14 protein-coding genes are annotated in these 18,339 nt (G+C 62.9%); 2 read left to right on the top strand and 12 right to left on the bottom strand.

Features of this window, described 5'->3' with window-relative positions; translation table 11 throughout:
- Positions 1-33 precede the first annotated feature (33 nt).
- From AC56LV_RS21060 to AC56LV_RS21035, 6 genes are all read right to left on the bottom strand, one after another.
- Entirely contained in the window at positions 34-1,074 is a 1,041-nt protein-coding gene (locus tag AC56LV_RS21060; RefSeq protein WP_499560450.1) for a hypothetical protein, read from the bottom strand.
- Positions 1,075-1,273: 199 nt separating this feature from the next.
- Positions 1,274-5,002: a tubulin-like doman-containing protein gene (locus AC56LV_RS21055; RefSeq protein WP_499560448.1), complete on the bottom strand. Its 3,729-nt coding sequence runs from the start codon at positions 5,000-5,002 to the stop codon at positions 1,274-1,276.
- 25 nt (positions 5,003-5,027) lie between these two features.
- Positions 5,028-5,465, bottom strand: coding sequence for a hypothetical protein (locus AC56LV_RS21050; RefSeq protein WP_499560446.1), 438 nt, complete (start codon positions 5,463-5,465; stop codon positions 5,028-5,030).
- A gap of 40 nt (positions 5,466-5,505) precedes the next feature.
- Positions 5,506-6,984, bottom strand: coding sequence for a hypothetical protein (locus tag AC56LV_RS21045; protein WP_499560444.1), 1,479 nt, complete (start codon positions 6,982-6,984; stop codon positions 5,506-5,508).
- Complete coding sequence (locus AC56LV_RS21040) at positions 6,981-8,453, bottom strand: hypothetical protein (protein WP_499560442.1); 1,473 nt, start codon at positions 8,451-8,453, stop codon at positions 6,981-6,983. Before AC56LV_RS21040 ends, AC56LV_RS21045 begins: the two co-directional genes overlap by 4 nt.
- Before the next feature lie 102 nt (positions 8,454-8,555).
- Complete coding sequence (locus AC56LV_RS21035; RefSeq protein WP_499560440.1) at positions 8,556-8,795, bottom strand: hypothetical protein; 240 nt, start codon at positions 8,793-8,795, stop codon at positions 8,556-8,558.
- Here AC56LV_RS21035 and AC56LV_RS21030 point away from each other — a divergent pair.
- Positions 8,786-9,454 (top strand): pentapeptide repeat-containing protein, encoded by a 669-nt coding sequence (locus AC56LV_RS21030; RefSeq protein WP_499560438.1) that lies wholly within the window; start codon positions 8,786-8,788, stop codon positions 9,452-9,454. The two genes, AC56LV_RS21035 and AC56LV_RS21030, sit on opposite strands and share 10 nt — an antisense overlap.
- A gap of 141 nt (positions 9,455-9,595) precedes the next feature.
- A complete protein-coding gene (locus AC56LV_RS21025) occupies positions 9,596-11,176 on the top strand; it encodes a sensor domain-containing diguanylate cyclase (protein ID WP_499560436.1) in 1,581 nt (526 codons plus the stop codon).
- A 31-nt stretch (positions 11,177-11,207) separates the two neighbouring features.
- On the opposite strand, the gene AC56LV_RS21020 is transcribed toward AC56LV_RS21025, so the two are convergent.
- The 6 genes from AC56LV_RS21020 to AC56LV_RS20995 all read right to left on the bottom strand — a co-directional run bounded on the left by AC56LV_RS21020 (position 11,208) and on the right by AC56LV_RS20995 (position 18,265).
- Complete coding sequence (locus AC56LV_RS21020) at positions 11,208-11,633, bottom strand: YXWGXW repeat-containing protein (RefSeq protein ID WP_183549600.1); 426 nt, start codon at positions 11,631-11,633, stop codon at positions 11,208-11,210.
- A 234-nt stretch (positions 11,634-11,867) separates the two neighbouring features.
- Positions 11,868-12,212: an energy transducer TonB gene (locus tag AC56LV_RS21015; protein WP_183549598.1), complete on the bottom strand. Its 345-nt coding sequence runs from the start codon at positions 12,210-12,212 to the stop codon at positions 11,868-11,870.
- A gap of 89 nt (positions 12,213-12,301) precedes the next feature.
- Positions 12,302-14,104 (bottom strand): methyl-accepting chemotaxis protein, encoded by a 1,803-nt coding sequence (locus AC56LV_RS21010; protein WP_499560434.1) that lies wholly within the window; start codon positions 14,102-14,104, stop codon positions 12,302-12,304.
- Positions 14,105-14,460: 356 nt separating this feature from the next.
- The gene (gene dusA, locus AC56LV_RS21005; protein WP_499560433.1) at positions 14,461-15,459 is read right to left on the bottom strand and encodes a tRNA dihydrouridine(20/20a) synthase DusA; all 999 of its coding nucleotides are present in this window, start codon (positions 15,457-15,459) and stop codon (positions 14,461-14,463) included.
- A 183-nt stretch (positions 15,460-15,642) separates the two neighbouring features.
- Complete coding sequence (locus AC56LV_RS21000; RefSeq protein ID WP_499560431.1) at positions 15,643-15,870, bottom strand: hypothetical protein; 228 nt, start codon at positions 15,868-15,870, stop codon at positions 15,643-15,645.
- 190 nt (positions 15,871-16,060) lie between these two features.
- Positions 16,061-18,265: a TonB-dependent receptor gene (locus AC56LV_RS20995; protein ID WP_499560429.1), complete on the bottom strand. Its 2,205-nt coding sequence runs from the start codon at positions 18,263-18,265 to the stop codon at positions 16,061-16,063.
- Positions 18,266-18,339: the final 74 nt, after the last annotated feature.

The following is an 18,339-nucleotide window of genomic DNA, read 5'->3' as shown; positions in this document are numbered from 1 at the left end:
GCGTTTTCATGTATTTTCCCTGATGAGACTGTTTTATCTGATGGTGGTTTCTTCTTGCAGCATCTGGCGTTCGCGGTCGCGGATCTGCTGCATCATGCTGTCGAGCTGCGGATTGTTCGGGTCGGCCCGGCGTGCGCTTTCTACATAGGTTTTGGCGGCATCAAATTTTCGCTGCAACAGCGCCTGTTCGGCATCGCGCAAGAACATCGTCGCCATCGACGTGCGCTGCGCTGCGCCCGCGTCTTGTGTACCTGGCGCAGTCGGCGCAGTCGGCGCCCGCGGCGCCACCGGCTCCTGCACCTGGCTTGGCGCACGCTGGACCGGCGCGGCGCCTGGCATGAAGACCTCGGCAGGCGGCGCCGGTTGGGCTGCAGCCGTAGCGGCGGCATCCAGCGCGTCGACCTCCCATTTCAGCTGGTTCAGGCTAGGTTCATCGCGGTTCAGGCCAGTCAGTTTGGCCAGTGCGGCCCTGGCTTGCGCCTGATCACGTGCATCGAGCGCACTGCGCACGTCAGCCAGCGCTCCCTTGATGGCTTCCTGGGTCGCCTCCAGCCGGGTGCGCAAGGCTTCGGCCTCCGGCTTATTTGAACACGCCGCCGTCAATTCGTTCAGTCCTGCGCGCGCGCGACCGGGCCGGCTGTCCTGCAGCAAGCCGTCGATTGCACGGAAATTGCGCTGGCAGGCGTTGTCGGTCTTTTCCGCTGCCGCAATCGCACGTTGCAAGGTGTTGACCTTGGCGCGTTCCTTGTCGCCGCATTCGGCGCTGGCCCGCAGCGCCTGGGTGCGCGCGGCGGCAAGGTCGCCCGAGGTAACCGCCTGGGTGCCCAGGTCGAAGGCCGATTCACAGGCATTTTCCTCGATCACCGGCTTGTCATTGGAGCCCACGTTGTAGAGCACGACCAGCAGCAGTGCGATCCCGCCGGCGATCCACTTGCCCTTCCCGCCTTTGCGCGTTGCGGGCGGTATCGGCGCGCCATCGGCTGCAGGTCGGGAAGGTGTTGCGGGTGCAGATGGCGGCACGGCAGCAGCCGGCGGGACGCTTGCCGTCGGCGCCGCAACTGGTTGCGGTGTCACGACAGGCGCCGCAGGCACAGGCACACTCGGCGGCGCTGGTACCGCAGCAACCGGAGCGGCATTCGATGCCGCAACCGGAGCAGCAACCTGCCCCACCTTTCGCACCGCCCCATCCACCCCTTCACCACAGAATGGACAAAACGCCACCTCACCCTGCAGCGTCGCACTGCAGCCAGAACACTGTTTCAAAGTCTCGTCCTCACAGCATCGGTGGCAACGGCGGCGGCGATGCCGATGCCGGCGCTGCAAACAGCATGGTCAATTCCGGCAACTGCCCCAGCTCACCCCAGGCCGCAAGACCCGCACGCCATACCTTCGTGCCAGCGACCACAACCTGCCCCGCCTGCACCATCTGCACGATCTGCTGCGCGGTGTACGGGCCGAACTGCTGCCCACCAATGCCCAGATGATACTGATGCTCGACGAGCGGTGGCGGCATGCCCAGTGGCGGTGGCGTCGCGCCCAGCGGCGGCGGCATGCCAGGCATGCCCGGCGCGCCAGCCGGGAACGTAGCAACAGGCGCAGTAGCTTGCGGCGCCAGCAACGCGTCTAACTTGCCAGCGTTGAACGCGTCCGGCTTGATCACGTATTTCAGGCGCAGATGACCATCCTCGCCCGGCTCGCGCACTTCCCAGTCATACGCGTCTTCATCCGAATCCGGCACAACGCTCGCCCACTCCGTCAGCACTTCGAGCAATTGCTCATCGGCGCGGTCGATGTCGCGCTGGCTCATGCCCTTGCGGCGGGCCTTTTCGGCCAGCTCGCGTTTGGCTTCCCCGGCAATCGCGCTGGCAAAGCCCTTGCGATCATCCTGCGCGCCGGTCGCGTCTTCCACCAGTTTCGGCGTGTAGACGGCCGTCTCGTAATAGCTGGCCAGCGCTGCCAGGGCAACCGTCTGGCTCGCGTCGAGTTCAGCCAGGCGTTCCTGCACCCGCTCGACGATGGCGTCGCGGTAGGTGGCTGGCAAGCCGTTCTGGCGGATGGCGCGTTCGTTGCCGATGCGGCGCACGTCACCGCGCGCGACGGCAAACTGGTACTGCCCGCGCGGGATCACGCGCTGCGTCGAGCGGGTCAGGATGCCCAGCATGATCGCCTGCAGGTACTGCTTGAAGTCTTCGGCCAGGCGGTTGATCTCGTCGGTCGTCGGCGCCATCGGATGGCTGAACTGGGTCGAGTCGATATGCGTGTGGGTCGGGTTCTTTTCGGCTTCCTTGCGGTAGCTGGTGCGCCACCCTTCCATGCCGCGCAGCACCGTCATCGGGATGCCGGACAGTTCGCAGTAGCAGACGGCGCGGCCCGGCACGCCGGTCTCGACAATGGACAACTGCGCCGCGGTGATATTGGCCTGGGTCGGCACGCAGGTATTGAGTTCGGCGCCGAACAGGCGTTTAAAACGGTCGGCATTGGCCACGCCTACGAAGCACTTGAACTGGTCGGCCTTCACGGTGAAGTCGCCCGACAGGTTCGCATCGATCCACGGCATCGCGCAGGCCAGGAGTTTGCGGAAGCGGTCCATCCGTTCGGCCGGGTTCATCTGTTCCAGGGCCTCGATCAACGGATCGTGGTCGACGTTGTCCGCGTCGCCCGCACCGGCCAGCGTCAACTGCCGCTCGGCCATGCGTTTTACTTTGTTGATGATCTCGCTGCGCTGGGCGGCGTCGCCCAGCATCGGGAACAGCACCTTCGAGCCGCCCAGGTCCTTGAACGCTTCGTCGGCCCATTCGCGCAGTTGCAGCGCGCCCGGCATCGGTACGTTGCGCTCGGCCACCGGCACCGTGATCAAGGTGGCGTGGTCCTTGTTCAGGTCTTGCTGGATGATGGCGTTGGCGTGCTGCAGCTGCCCCAGCATGGCCAGCACGGCTTCGCGGCCGGCCTGCAATTCGCCGACCAGGCCGTTCCAGATGGCGCGGCCCTGCGCATCGACGCCGTTCTTCTTGCCCAGCCATGCGGACAGGTCGGCCATCAGGATCGCCGCTTCGTCGGCCGCCTTGGCGCGCAGGTGGAACTTGAGCGCGTTGGCGATTTCGGTGCGCAGGTGGTCCAGCACCGTGACTGCCTGCTTTTCGTTATTGCTGCTGAAGAAGCCGCCCCGGGTCTGTTCGAGGTTGGCCAGCAGACGTTCGTATTCGCGGGTGCGCACCGCTTCCTTGATTTCGCGGTAACGCTCGCTGTTGAGTTTCAACGCACTGATCAGGCCGGTGCCGGGAGCCTCTAACCGGTCCTTGATCTGCTCGACCAGCGACAGCACGTATTCGAGGCCGCCGAAATCCTTGTTGTCGAGGTAGGCGTAGAGCTGGTCGCGGATCGCGTGCTTGATGCGCTCGAGCACTTCGCGGCGGCGCTTCACGACGCGGTCTTCGGTCGTGTCGGCGGTGGAATCCTGGTCGCGCACCGAGTCGCGCTCGAGCTGCTGGACGGTTTCGCGCACCTGCGTGGGCCACTCGGCACGATCGAACCCGGTACGGATGCTGTCGATGCGCGCATTGACGCGCTGCTCGACGCCGGCCAGCAGCAGGCCGTGCTTGTCCTGCAGCAGGTCATCGACAAGCGCGTAATCGAGGAACTCGCCGCTCGAGCGTTTCAGCTCGACGTTACGGTCGGAGAACGTCGGGAAATCGCTGAACGGCGCGGCGCGCAGCGCCATCTGGGCCGCCATGAATTCGTCGCGCTGCTTGTCGGTGGCGCGGTTCACGCCGGTGTCGGCGCCGCCCACGCCAAAGAAGGCCTTGAGCATCGCGCCGGCCCAGCGGTGCGCGCGCTCTTCGCGCCGCGCTTCCTGGCGCGTGTCGAGCACGGCCTGGCCAAACGACGAGAAGCGCTTCGAGTACGACAGGCGCATGTCGGCAAAGCGGTTCTTCGGCACGAGGGCGTCGTGCAGGAAATTCTTGTGCTGTGCCTGGTTCACGGCCACCGAGCGCTTGCGGCGCGCGAAGTCGCCTGACGCAAAATCTTCGAACAGCGTGTCGGCCACCATGTGGTAGACATCCTTGACGTCGTTCGTGTGCTGCTGGGCAAGGTTGCCCGAGTCGATCAGATAGACTTCGCTGTACGGTTCGCGCGGCAATTCCGGCTGGTCGTAGGCATCCCAGCGGCCCACGTAGCCCTTGTTGCCGAGCATGGCCGATTCGAGTTCCATCAGCGCGGCGTAGCCGTTCGCTTCGGTGCGCTCCTTGTTGGCGCCCGCGTAACCGGTCGGCAAGAACAGCATCAGTTCGACGTCGGCATTGCCCACCTCGGACTTGGCCAGCCAGCGCGCCAGCAGACCCATGTCGAGGAAGGCGCCGGAACCGGTGCCGCCGGCCACCGAGCCCACGATAACGATGCGGAACTTCTCGGTTTCCATGCGCAGGCCGAGGCGCGCCAGTTGCTGCTCGTGCGACAGGCCGGCCTTGAGCGTCTTGAGCTTCAGGCGGATCTTGTCGCGGATCTTGGTGTACTTGTCGAACAGGTACAGGCGCGAGACGGCGCGGATCTGGCCCGCACCCTTCGACGGGTCGATACCCAGCTCGCGGATCTTCTTCGGCGTCAGTGACAGCCATTCCTTGATGTGCGGGTATTTCTCGAGCGCGTCGTCGTCACGGCTGTACTTGTCCATGTCGAACGCTTCGACGATTTTCTCTTCGTCGGTGAACTTGACCTGGTCAAATTGCAGGTCTTCGGCCTGGGCGCGGCCGCTGTCGATGACGGCGCCCGTGTCGAGGTCGAACTGGATGAACTGCGCGACCGGAAATTCGGCCAGGCTGTCGACGCGGGTGCGCGCCCCGTTGCCGCCCCACAGCGTGTTGAGGATGCGGCGGCGTACGCGCATCAGCACTTCCATGCCGGTGCCGCCGATGCCGATGAACAGCGTCGGGCGCAGGTCGATGCTCTGCTCCTGCTTGCGTTCGCCGGTGCCGGCGCCGATCGTTTGGTTCAGATTATCTGCCATGTCGCGTAGTTCCTGGTCTGGGTACTTATTTGCGGGAAGACAGCAGCATCAGCACCAGCGCAATCAGGCCGATCAGCGTCAGCGGTCCGATGATCAGGGGCGCCATGAACTTCGGTGCATTGATTGCCGCCAGCACGACGCCGGTCGACAGGCTGGCCAAAAAGATGAACAGCCACCAGCCAGCCGCATTCGCCTTGCCCGGTTGAATACGTTTTGCCACCAGCGTGTTGGCGTAGGCATTTTTGGCAAAGAAGAACGCAATGAACAGCACCAGCAGCACGCCGCCACCGATCAGCGCGTCGCGCGACGACGTGTCGACGTCGGTGGTCACCGGCAGCGATTCGACCGTCTCGGGCGTTCCCGTTGCCGGGGTCGCCGGGGTCGCCGCCGCTGCTGGCGCCTGCCCGCCTTCGACCGGTGCCGGCAGGGCAAAGCCTGCGTTATCTTTTGCTTGCTGCGTCATGCCACGTTCTCCTGAATGGGATAAAGACTACTTGAATGGATTACGACGCGATCGTCAACGTCTGGCCCGGCTCGACCTGGACCACGCTCGGGCGGCCAAGCCCGCGCCGGATTTCGCCAACTGCGGCGCCGTCGTCGGCCTTGATCGCCAGCGACTTGAACGGCTTGAGCAGCACGTTGCGGCGCACGCCGTTGACCATGATCGGATAGCGTGTGGTTTTCATCGCCAGAAACGCGAGCGCAGCCAGCGCCAGCAGCAACGCCAGCACGCCGCCGACGATCACCAGCACCGGCGTCAATGGATATTGCACGCGCACGATCAGCGGCACCTGCGCCGTCGACGATTTCACGCTGTCGGGCGGCACGAACATGTCCGACAGCGGATCGCCCGGGAACAGCTCCTGCATTTCGGTCTTGAACGATGCCGGCAAGGCCAGCCGCTGATTTCTCAGGCCCAGGCTCACCGACATCGGCATGATCACTTGCTTGCCCATCGCCGCAATGGCCTGGCTCGACCACGCCGACGGCACTTCTTCGAGCGGCAGCTTGAAGCTCACCTCGATCGACTGGCTGGCGCCCGGCGCGAGATTTCTTACAGCTGTCGGTGTCACCATGAGCGGCGTCGTGCCCGCGCGCGTGCGCAGTTGCCCATCGACTGTGGCCTGCGCGATCAGGTAGGGATAGAACAGGTTCTGCAACGACGCCTTCAGGCGCACTTGCGGGATGAGTTTGTCGGCATCCACGTCGAGCACGACGGTGCGCTTGTCGGTGCCCATCGAGGCCGTCATGTTCGGGGTATTCAGCACGGCCTGCGGCACGATGCGCACGCCGTCCTGGTCCACCGGTTTCAGGCGCGCCGGCGGCTTCGTCAGGATGTTGGCAAGCCGGCCTTCCGCCACCATGCGGCCCAGCTCGTCGCCGGCTTCCTTGCCGTAGGCCAGCCCGTAGACCATCAAACCTTTTGCGGCAAAGAACTTGCCCTGCACCGGCATGCGCAGCGGGAACACCACGGTGCGCGTGATGGATGGCTCCAGGTGCAATAGCCGGTAGAACTCCAGGTTGCGCGCCGCCGTGGCGGGATCGTTGCCGGGGCTATTCTTGTTGTTGGTGAAAATCCAGATGATGCCGGGGCGCGACTTGAACGTCTCACCGATGGTTTTGGTCACCGCTTCGCGAAAATCCGTGTCGGCCAGTGCGCTGGCGCTCTTGCGCGCAGGCGCGAGCGGCGCCAGCCAGCCGGCCACCCGGGCGGCGCCATCGCCCTGCCCCAGCAATTGCGGCGAGACATTGCTGCCGCTGGACTGGCTGAACGCGAGCACCATGACCTTGTCGCCCGGACGCGCGGCGGCATTGGCCACGGCGGCGATCAGCGGCTTGAACTGCGATTGCGGATCGGCGTAGAACGGCTCCATCCAGCCGGAGTTCTGCACCAGAAATGCTTGCTGGATGGCCTGCGCCGGCACCGCACACAGACCCAGGACGACGCTCGCGAGCGCCGCACACCACGCGCGCGGCATCATTGCTGGACGTCCCAGCCGAGGATGCGCTGCATGCCGGGGTGGTAGGCCCACAAATAACCGTTGTGCAGGAAGAGGCGCAGTTCCCATGGTTTGCTGACCGCGATGGTGTGGAATACGATGTCGTTGTTCTCATCATCGTAGACCAGTTGGGCGCGCATGCGTTCAGCCGAATTGAGCAAGGTGCCCAGGCCGGCCGTGCTGTCGATGCGCAGGGCCAGCACGGCGCTGCGCTCGCCCAGTTCGAGCAGCGGCACGACGACCGTGTTGGCCGCGCCATCGTCGCCATGTTCCGGCTCGATCCACGGATCGGTTTTCAGCTTGGTGGCAAAGCGGTAATTGATGGTGCCAGAGCCGATGCGCGGATTGAGCGCGGCGACCTGTTCGTGCTCGTTCACGCCAAGGCGCACGTACACATAACTGTCGAGGCGGCTGTCGAAGCACAACTGCCACAGTGAACCCGAGCGCGCCATGTGGGCGCTGCCAAATTCGAAATGCGGCGTGATGCCGTCTGGCCAGGCCAGGAACGTGGCCGCCACACTGCCGTCGGTCATTTTCTGCAAGCGCAACTGCCCTGCGGCACAGGGCCACACGGCGAGCCGGCCATAGGCGCACGGCGCGCCCATCTCGCCCAGTGCCCAACGGCCATCGACGCGCAGTGGCGGACCGGCCACGCCATGGGCATCGGCGAACACGAACTGCACCACGCCGTCTTCATGCTGGATCGGCGCCCAGACCTGGTGATCGAACGCCACCGGTGCGCCCACGACCGGGGCATTGCCGACGTAATCGATCCGGAACTGCAGCGCCGCGAAATCGGGCACCAGCATCGCCAGGCCATGTTCGGTGGGGATATACAGGCGGCTGTTGAATGAGGCGGCCATCTCGGCGCGCCAGGCATGGACGGGCAAATTGGATTCGGACAGAAGGCGCGTGCCGGTGCCCAGCAGCGGCTGCCATTTTTTCGATGCCGGCAGCCAGCCGAACAGCGTGCCCTTGCCCGTATCGAGCGCCAGCAACACAGCGCCGACGGTGCCGAACGTGCCCGAGAAGAATTCGTACTCGCCGGGCGGCGGCAGCGGCAACTCCATGTCGGCCATGCTATCGGCGTCGTGCCGGCGCAGGCGATCGACCGGCAGGCTGTGGCGCGTGCGCTTGAGGCCGACGGCTTCCGGCATCCCGGCGTCCGTGATGGCCGATGCGCCGCTCGGCGCGATCCAGCTGGCGCCGCTCGGGGGATTAGGCGCCAGTTGCGCGCCGTCGATGGGCGAGAAATTGAAATCGGGGGGATACAGCGTTGACGCACCGTGCGCACGGCGCATGTTCATGATGGCGGCAATATCTGCGGAACCCAATGAGGGGGCGATGGCATTACCCATCACCGTGCGATTGAGGCGAATCTCGCCATCGTTGGTTGCCACCGTCCAGCTGCCGGAAGCGAGTTCCCAATCAGCCGTTTTCTTATGATCCATCTTGTATTCCGAATTTCTCAAACACGATTACCCTTCAACTATTTTCGATAAGCTTAACCAATAATAAGCACTTATCAAAAACATAAAGGGAGCGACACTATCTTACCTTTTTTTTTGTCCAAGTGGAAACCCTGCGTTTGCCTTTCCCGCTCTGCGCACAACATCCTGCGCCGCCTGTAAATTGCGTGCAATTTCCGATGAAATCAGGCACGAATTGGGCGCCGGCAAATTCAGGTAAACTGCCGCCATCATGCTGTTGGCCGCCATGAGCGTAACCCGAAAACTTGACACCAGGTCGCCGCTTTGGTGCGCGCTATTTTCAACACAAATTAATGCATACATTTACCGATTCCCCAAGCCGCGACGACATCGCTGCGGCACTTGCCAGCGGCAGCATTACCTTTATGGATTGCATGCTGGACGATGCCGATCTGTCGCGGCTCGACCTGCGCGGCAGCAGTTTCATCAATTGCAGCATCGCCGAAGCCTCGTTCTACGCCGCCAAACTGGCGCAGACGACCTGGCAGCGCTGCCGCGGCCGGCAAGCCGATTTCGAGGCGGCCGACCTGACCGATGCGCAGTTCCAGAGCTGCGACCTGAACAACAGCAGCTGGCGCCGCGCGCGCCTTGCCTCCCTCACCTTCAAGGGCTGCAAGCTGACCGGTGCGAATTTCGAAGAAGCGGCGCACCTGGGTTTGACCTTCGAAGAATGCCTGCTGATCGGCGCCGACCTGCGCCGCATGTCGTTTCGCAAATCGACATTGAAAGGGCTCGATTTTTCGGATGCCGACCTGGCCGCCTGCGACTTTCGCGATACCGTGTTCGAAGGCGGCAGCCTGCGCAACGCCAGCTTGAAACAGGCGCGCTTCGACAACGCCGACCTGCGCGAAGCGGATCTGTCGGGCTTGACGCTGGCGGACGTCAAACTGTTCCAGGGCGCCTGGATCACGCCGCGCCAGGCAGCTGAACTCATCAGCGAGCTGGGATTGCGCGTGGCCTGAGCTACGCCGCAGTTGTAACAGGGCGGCGACAATGCGGGTGCAGCGGCGGCGCTGTGCGACAATTCGTCGGTTTTCTACAAGTAATCAGAGTCCCTGCAGCTGACGACCGTGGGCGTTTGTAGCGGCTCGCCATCCCCCACGATGCCAAACACCAGTGCCGCTCCCGAAATCTCCCGCCTGACCGCTGAAAAGCGTCCCGCCGTGCGCAATGCCGTGCTGTTCGTCGTGGCACTCTGCCTGTTACTACTAGCGATCCAGATTTCAGACAGTTGGCGCGCGCGCCAGGAACGTCTGGCCGAAGTGGCCGTGGCCACTGCCAATATGTCGCATGCGCTCGCGGCGCAGGGCGAGAGCGCAGTACGCGTCGTCGATACCGTCCTCGCCGGCGTGGTCGAGCGCGTGGAAACCGATGGGACCGACCGCGGCGCTGAACGTGCCCGGTTGCAGCTGCATCTGAAGAATATGGTGTCGCAGGTTGACGAGCTGCATGCGCTGTTCGTGTTCGGTGCCGACGGCCGCTGGTTGATGACGTCGCAAGACCGTGCGCTGGCACACAACAATACCGATCGCGAGTACTTTCAATATCACCTGACACACCGGGATCGCGGCGTGCATGTCGGCAAACCGGTGCGCAGCCGGTCGACTGGCGACTGGGTGTTGCCAGTGTCGCGCCGGCTCGATCATCCCGATGGCAGCTTTGCCGGTGTGGCGCTCGGCACCATCCGCATCGCCTATTTTTCGACGCTGTACGAAAGCTTCGACGTCGGCCGCGCCGGCGTGGTCATGCTCACGCTCGACGATGGCACGATGGTCTACCGCCTGCCGCACAGCGAGTCGTTGATTGGCACCAATGTGAGCAACGGCCCGATCCAGCAGATGTACCTGAGCCAGGGGCCGGTCGGCTCCGGCATGCGACGCTCGAAGATCGACAGCATCGAGCGACTCTACAGTTACCGCCACCTCGACACCTATCCATTGATTGTCGCGACCGCGCAATCGAAAGAGGAGATCCTCGAGAAATGGCTGCAGTCGGTGCTGACTCAGGCGACGATCACGTTCGTCGCCATTGTGCTGCTGCTGGCCTTTGGCTGGCGGCTGGTGCGCCAGATCATGATTCGCGACCACCTGCAAAACGAACTGCTGCAGGCACGCGAGCAATTGCAGGAACATAACCGGGCATTGACCGTGCTGGCCGACCACGATGGCCTGACCGGCATTGCCAACCGGCGCCGTTTTGAAGCAGTCATGACGCTGGAAAATGCGCGTGCTGCGCGTAGCGGGCTGCCGCTGTCGATCGTGCTGATCGACGTCGATTACTTCAAGCGCTTCAACGATACCTATGGCCACGTGGCCGGCGACGCCTGCCTGCGCCAGGTGGCGGCGGCGCTGCGGGACAGCCTGGTGCGCCCGGCCGATCTGGCGGCGCGCTATGGTGGTGAGGAATTTGTGGCGCTGCTGCCGGATACCGATCCGGCCGGGGCCAGGATGGTTGCCGAACGTATCCGCTGCGCCGTGATGGCGCTGCAGATTTCGCATGCCGGCAATGACGCCGGCATCGTGACGATCAGCGCTGGCGTGTACACGTCGACGGTGACCAGCACGACCGGAGAAGACGTGGCCATTGCCGCCAGTAGCCTGGTCGAACGTGCCGACGCCCTGCTCTATCAGGCCAAGCTGTCAGGCCGTAACCAGGTCTGCAGCGGCGACGGCACGGCCTCTTGAATCGTGCCCTGCGGCGCCGCTGCCTGCTTCATTAATAACGGTTCGGATTGTTCGGGCGATTGTCGTGGCGGTTCGGGACACCGTCACGATCGCGGTCGCCGCGTGGACCGTTGTCACGGCCGCGCACTTCCTGACGCCAGCCGCCACGGTCGAGGTGCCAGCCATTGCGATCCTGACGCCATTCTGCGCGCTGATAGGCGTAGCCCGGGCGAACCTTTTCCCAATGGCCGCCCACCCAGTCGTGGCGACGACCGTTCCAGTTCCAGTAACCCGGCACCCAGTCGAAACCACGGCGCGCGTTCGGCACGGCTTCGCGGCGCAGCGCTGGTGGCGCCTTCTTGATGATGATGACGTCGGCGCGCTGATGATGCGGCTGGGCTTGCACCGGTGCGAAAGCCGAGGTGCCGATCAGGAGCGCGGCAGCAGCAGCGGTGGCGGTTGAGAGGAAGGTTTTCATGGTGTGCTCCGTTTCGGTTGCTGTTTGTATGACTTCAATATACCGGGCGCATCCGTTAAAAAGCGGGATTGAACCAAGTGATTACAGCAGTAACATATGGCAACAATCTTGTAACAACCAACATTGTTTGGTGCGGAGGGGAAATGACGCGGGAGGCGGTGCTGCGGAGGGATAAAACGACGCAGCCGGCACATGGTGCCGGCTGCGTGAACGAGAGCGTACAGCGAGCGTGGATCAGTCCAGCTTGAACGCGTAGTCGATCTTGGTCCAGGTCTGTGCCGGTGCGCCGTCCTTTGTGCCCGGCTTGAACTTGCACGAGGTCAGGCCCTTGACCAGCGCGCGGTCCAGGTTCTTGAAGCCGCTCGACTTGTCGATCTTCGATTCCGTCACGGTGCCGTCCGCGGTGACCAGGAACGACGCGGTGGTCGTGCCCTGCTCTTCATTCATCAGCGACGCCTTCGGGTACTCGATGCTGCATTTCTTTGGATCGAACTGGGCCGAGGTTTCAGCGGCGAAGCTCGCGCCGGCAGCGGCGGTCAGGGTCAGTGCAACGAACAGTTTGGCGGACAGGTTTTTCATGGTTTCCCCACTTAAGGTTTTTGAATTGAACGGCAATGGTCTGGGTGTGCGCCGCACGGCGGGCCGGCGCTGGTCGACTACTTAAAAAATCAGAACTCTTCCCACTCGTCGGCGCTGGCGGTGGCGCTGACGGCGGCTTTCTTCGGCTTCGGCGCTGCAACTGCCTCGTCCGCTTTTTTCGGTGCTGCCGATGCTGCAGCCGGCTTCTTCAGTGCCGGTGGCGCCGGGCGCTTGACGACCGGACGCGCCACCACCGCAGTGGTGGTCACGGCCGGCGCTGCTGCCGGGGCCTTGGCTTGCGCCTGGGCTGGAACGTGGTGCTCTTCACCCTCTTCCAGCTTGAAGATGCTGACCACGCGGGCCAGCTCGCCTGCCTGGTCCTGCAGACTCTGTGCAGCTGCGGCGGCTTGTTCCACCAGCGCAGCATTTTGTTGCGTCATGCTGTCCATCTCGATGATCGACGTGTTGACCTGGGCGATGCCGGCGCTCTGCTCGGCGCTGGCGTTGGCGATTTCGCTCATGATGTCGGTCACGCGCTTGACGCTCGAGACCACTTCGTCCATCGTCACGCCGGCCTGGCCGACCAGCTTGCTGCCGCGCTCGACCTTCTCGACCGAGTCGCCGATCAGCGTCTTGATTTCTTTTGCTGCCGCTGCCGAACGTTGCGCCAGATTGCGCACTTCGGATGCCACAACCGCAAAGCCACGGCCCTGTTCACCGGCACGTGCCGCTTCGACTGCCGCATTCAGCGCCAGGATGTTGGTCTGGAAGGCGATGCCGTCGATGACGCCGATGATGTCCGAGATCTTGTTGGCCGACGTATTGATCTCGCCCATCGTGCCGACCACTTGCGACACCACATCGCCGCCCTTGCGGGCCACGTCCGACGCGGTTGCCGCCAGCGCATTGGCTTCGCGGGCACTGTCGGCATTCTGTTTCACGGTTGCGGTCAACTCTTCCATCGCCGAAGCGGTCTTTTCCAGCGAGCTTGCCTGCAGTTCGGTCCTCGACGACAGATCGATATTGCCGGCGGCGATTTCACGCGAGGCGGTGCCGATGGTTTCCGTACCGCGACGCACTTGCTCGACGATACCAACCAGGCTGTTGCGCATTTCTTTCATCTCGACCAGCAGGCTGCCGCGATCCGACGCCTTCGTGTCGATGACGATCGACAGGTCGCCATGGGCGATGCTGCCAGCGATCTTCGCCGTGTAGGCCGGCTCGCCGCCAAGCTGCTTGAGCAGGCTGCGGGTAATGACCACGGCAGCGACGATACCGATGACGACTGCCAGCACCAGCAGGATCAGCATGAAGTTACGGGCATTGGCAAACGCCGTTTCGGCATCGGCCTTGCTCTGGGCATTCTGTTTGTCTTCGAGGGCCGACAGCGCGTTCAGGGCGTCGGTCCACTTGCGCTGCACGGGACGCACTTCGCGGATCATCACGCGGGTGGCGTCCATCGCGTTTGCAGCCAGATACAGTTCGGTCGCACGGGCGATGGCCGGCATCGCGGTTGCTTCGTGTTCCTTGATCTGGTTCAACAGCGTTTTTTCCTGGGCATTGGCATACGTTGCGAACAGCGCAGCCAGCTTGGCCTGGGCCGCATCGTACTTGGCGGTTTGTTCCTTGAATTTGACGATTTCCGGTTCCATGTCGGCCGGGTCGGTCATCAGGGTCAGCACGCGCAGCGAAGCGAGGCGATCGCTGACGTTGTTGCGCATTTCGACCACGAGCCCGGTCGATACATTACTGACGCTCACCACGTGATCGAGGCGATCCTGGATCTGCGCCATGCGCAGGATGCCAACTACCGCGACTGCGACCAGCAGTACCAGAACCAGTGCGAAACCGAGGGCCAGACGGGTGCCGACCTTCATGTTGTTCAAATTCATTCGTGTTTTCCCTGTAACTTATTGATCGAAACTCGTCCGGTAGAGATCGCGTCCCGCGATACGCCGTACGATGCGCAAGTGAAATCTATGTTTCTTATAGTTTTCAGCTATTTCCTAAAGGATAAATGAAGATTTCCTCGCCGAACGAGAAAATCTCTTTCTCCAATGAATTGTTTCATCACAACAACAGGGTTGATGTGGCTCAAGAATTGGAACAGAGAAACATTATGGAACTGACGTTGCCCTTCGGCAAGCAAATTTGAAGCCTCAAGATAGTTTCGGTATGGAAATGTCTCGCTTTGTCGACAGACGAAAAAAAAGCGTGCCGAGGCACGCTTTTTGTCAGTGAGGTGTGCTTACGCGGTTGCAGGCATCCGGGCGGCGGCAGCCAGCAACAGGCGTGCATCGCCCAGTGCCAGCTGTTTGGAGTCCGATAGCGTCTGGCGGAAGGCGCGTGCGCCCGGCAAGCCCTGCATCAGGCCCAGCATGTGGCGCGTGATGCTGTTCAGTTTCAAGCCCAGCGGGCCGTACTGGCGCAGCTGCGCTTCGATGTACGGGATCATCGCTTCGAGCACGTCAATGCGCGTGCGCGGTGCGCCGGGGGCATCGTAGAAACGTGCGTCCCAGTCAGCCATCGTCCACGGGTTGTGATAAGCCTCGCGCCCGAGCATGACGCCATCGACGTGTTGCAGGTGCAGCGCGATCTCGTCGTCGCTCTTGATGCCGCCGTTGATGATGATTTCCAGATCGGGAAACTCGCGCTTGAGTTCATAGGCCACCGCGTAGCGCAGTGGCGGGATCTCGCGGTTTTCCTTTGGCGACAGGCCTTTCAGGATCGCATTGCGGGCGTGCACGATGAACGTGTTGCAACCGGCATCGGCGACCGTGCCGATGAAGTCGCGCACGAAGCCGTATTCTTCATTGTGATCGATGCCGATGCGGTGCTTGACGGTGACGTCGATCGAGACAGCGTCGCGCATCGACTTGACGCAGTCAGCCACCAGCTGCGGCTCGTTCATCAGGCAGGCGCCGAACGCGCCCTTCTGCACGCGCTCGGAGGGGCAACCGCAGTTCAGGTTGATCTCGTCGTAGCCCCACTGCTCGCCGAGCTTCGCACTCTTGGCCAGATCGGCCGGATCGCTGCCGCCCAGTTGCAGCGCGATGGGATGCTCGATGTCGTCGAAGCGCAGGTGACGCTCGGCGTCGCCATAGACCAGCGCGCCGGTGTTGACCATCTCGGTGTAGAGCCAGGTGTGGCGGGTGATCTGACGGTGGAAGACGCGGCAGTGGCGGTCGGTCCAGTCCATCATCGGGGCGACGCTCAGGCGCCGCCCGCCATAGTTAGTTGCTGTCATTGCGATGTATGCTTGTATGCGCCTGCCCCGCGATGCACAACGCTCGTTGCCGCGAATTGGGGATGGCCTCGATCAGGAAGAAAGAAGAAGTTCGTCTGCCGAGCGAAATACGGCGACAATCGAACCGCGCATTCTATCGCATCCGGCCACCTGTTGGACGGGAGCAGACCGGCGCCAACAACCCTACATCATCAACTGCAAGAAAGCCCCACTGAAATCCACCGCCTTCTCCAACACCATATCGGCGCAATAGGCGCCGTCGAACTTGATCTGTTGCTGCACGATTGCTGACATCGCGCCGTCACCGGCATGGCTGGACGCCGATATCACACAGTCCCATTGCTCTCCAGCTTTTTTCACTGTAGTGATCGCAAGGGAACGATCACTGATTTCAAAGGTTATAAGTTTCATCACATGTTCGCAGAATATGGGAAGAACTATACCCTAGAGCAACAGAATACACGCGATTCAGTTACCGCAAAACAACGCCTGGAACAGATTTTTGTTACGAATCTCGTGCTTCACATCGATGCTGCCCAAAAAGCTCGGACCTGCCTGCATTCGCCATGCAGGCAGGTCCCGGCAGCCAACGTAGTACTACTTAGAAGTCGACCTGCGCCGACAACAGCACCGTGCGCGGCGCCGCGGCCGTGCCGACGGTCGCCAGCGTGCTGCTCGACAGCCAGTAGCGCTTGTTGCCTGCATTCTCGACACTGGCACGCAGTACGACCGGCTTGCCCATCAGCTCGGTGCGATAGCGCGCGCCGAGATCGAAGCGCGTCCACGACGAGATATACACGGTATTGGTGACATTCTGCGCCAGCTCGGCAGTGTGGATCGCGCGGGCATTGAGGCTCAGGCCGCTAATCCATGGCAAGTCCCAGTCGACACCGGCGTTGAACGCGTTCTTCGGCACGCCCGTGGCTTTCTTGCCTTCGTTGATGCCGCCGGCGGTGCGCTGCTGCTTGGCGTTGTAGAACGTGGCGCTCGTCATCAGGCGCAGGCCCGGTGCGGCTTCGCCGACCGCCGACAGTTCCAGGCCGCGGTTGCGTTGCGTGCCGTCCAGGCTGTAGACCGTCGTCAGCGGGTCGGTGATGGCGTTCGGACGGTCGATCTGGAACACGGCGGCGCCGAGCAGTACGCGGCCGGTATCGACTTTCGTGCCCACTTCATATTGCTTGGACTTGAACGGGGCGAAGACTTCACCGGCGTTCGCGGCCGTAGGCGGGGCAACGCTGCCGCGGCTCAGGCCCGACGTGAAGTTGGCATATAGCGACACGTTTTCCATCGGCATGACGACCAGACCAGCCAGCGGCGACACGGCGCTTTCGCTGTACGAACCCGTCACCGCGCCGCTCGACGCCAGGTTGTCGAGCGATACCTTTTGCTTGCGCAAGCCGCCGGTAAACAGCACGCGCCCGTCCAGGAACGTCAGCGTGTCGGTCAGCGAGACGCTCGACAGTTCGGTTTCCGAGGTCTTGGTCGGCGCCAGGCGGTTGCCCGTCATCGGCGTGATCGCGACCGGGTTGTAGATGCTCGAGAGCTGCGACGAGCTTGGCGCGGCCGACAGGTAGAAGCTGCCCGCTTCGCTGTCCAAACGCGAGACCGAGGCGGTGATGAAGTGCTTGATGCCGGCCGTGTCCAGGCTCAGGCGGGCGCCGACTTCGCCGGTCTTGCTGCGCGCATAGGCGTCGTACCAGGCGTTGGTCAGGCGGAAGTTGCCGGCAGCGTCGACCGCGTTCAGTGCGCGCGCTGTGGGGAAATCCTGCTCGCTGGCGCCGTAGTGGTAGCCGGCCGTCGCGTAGACCATCAATTGCTTCGACACGTCGTATTCGAGGCGCGAGGCGATCGTCGCATCGCGAAACTCGAGGTCGGCGCCGCGGTACACGGCGCGGTGGCCCGACGGCGGCGCCGGGATCGACGCAATGTCGGGCCGGAAGCTGTTCTGCGCGCGGAAGTTGTCGGTCTTTTCTTGCTGGCCGTAGCTGTCCAGGGTCCAGCGCAGTTTCGGCGAGCGGTAATCGAGTGCGATTGCGGCCAGGCCGAAGTCCTGCTTGCCGTCGTCGATATTGGTGTCGCCGCTGCGGATCACGCCATTGACGCGCACGCCCCAGGCGCCGTTGTCGCCAAAGCGGCGGCCGACGTCGACATGGGTACCAAACAGCGCCTGGCTTTCATACGTGGCCGTCACGCGCGTCAGCGGCTGGTCGCCGGCGCGCTTGGTGACGATATTGATATTGCCGCCGACGCTGCCGTTCGGGCTGATGCCGTACATCAGCGTGCCCGGGCCCTTGAGCACTTCGACGCGCTCCATGATGGCGGCTGGCATCCGGTTCGAAGACGACAGGCCGTACAAGCCGTTCATGCCGACGTCGCCGCTGGTGACATTGAAGCCGCGGATCTGGAAGTCTTCACTGAAGCCACCGGTCGAGGTCATCACGCGCACCGAGGCTTCGTTGACGACCACGTCGGCCAGCGTGCGCACCTGCTGGTCTTCGAGGATCTGCGATGTGTAGTTGGTGGTGGAGAACGGCGTCTTCATGATGTCCGCCTCACCCAGCACGCCCAGGCCGCCACTGCGCCCGATCTGGCCGCCTGCGTAGGCAGGATCGGCTTGCATCTTCGCACCGGTGATGACGACCTGCTCGACCGGGGCGCTGGTGCCGTCCTGCGCCTGTGCGGCGAGCGGGAACAGGAGAATCGGCGCTGCTGCGACGACGCCGAGGGCGCTCTTGATGCGGCGCGTCAATTCCGATTGCGCAGGGAGTGTGGCGCCGAATGGTGCGCAGCTACGTTCGAGGGTCATATGAAAAAATTTGAAGACTGAAAAGGAGAATTTTAACACTGAATGAGAATGGTTATCATCACCATTCTCATCTA

The organism is Telluria sp. RB2R28 (assembly GCF_059685835.1).
This window is presented reverse-complemented; position numbering and strand designations above follow the sequence as displayed.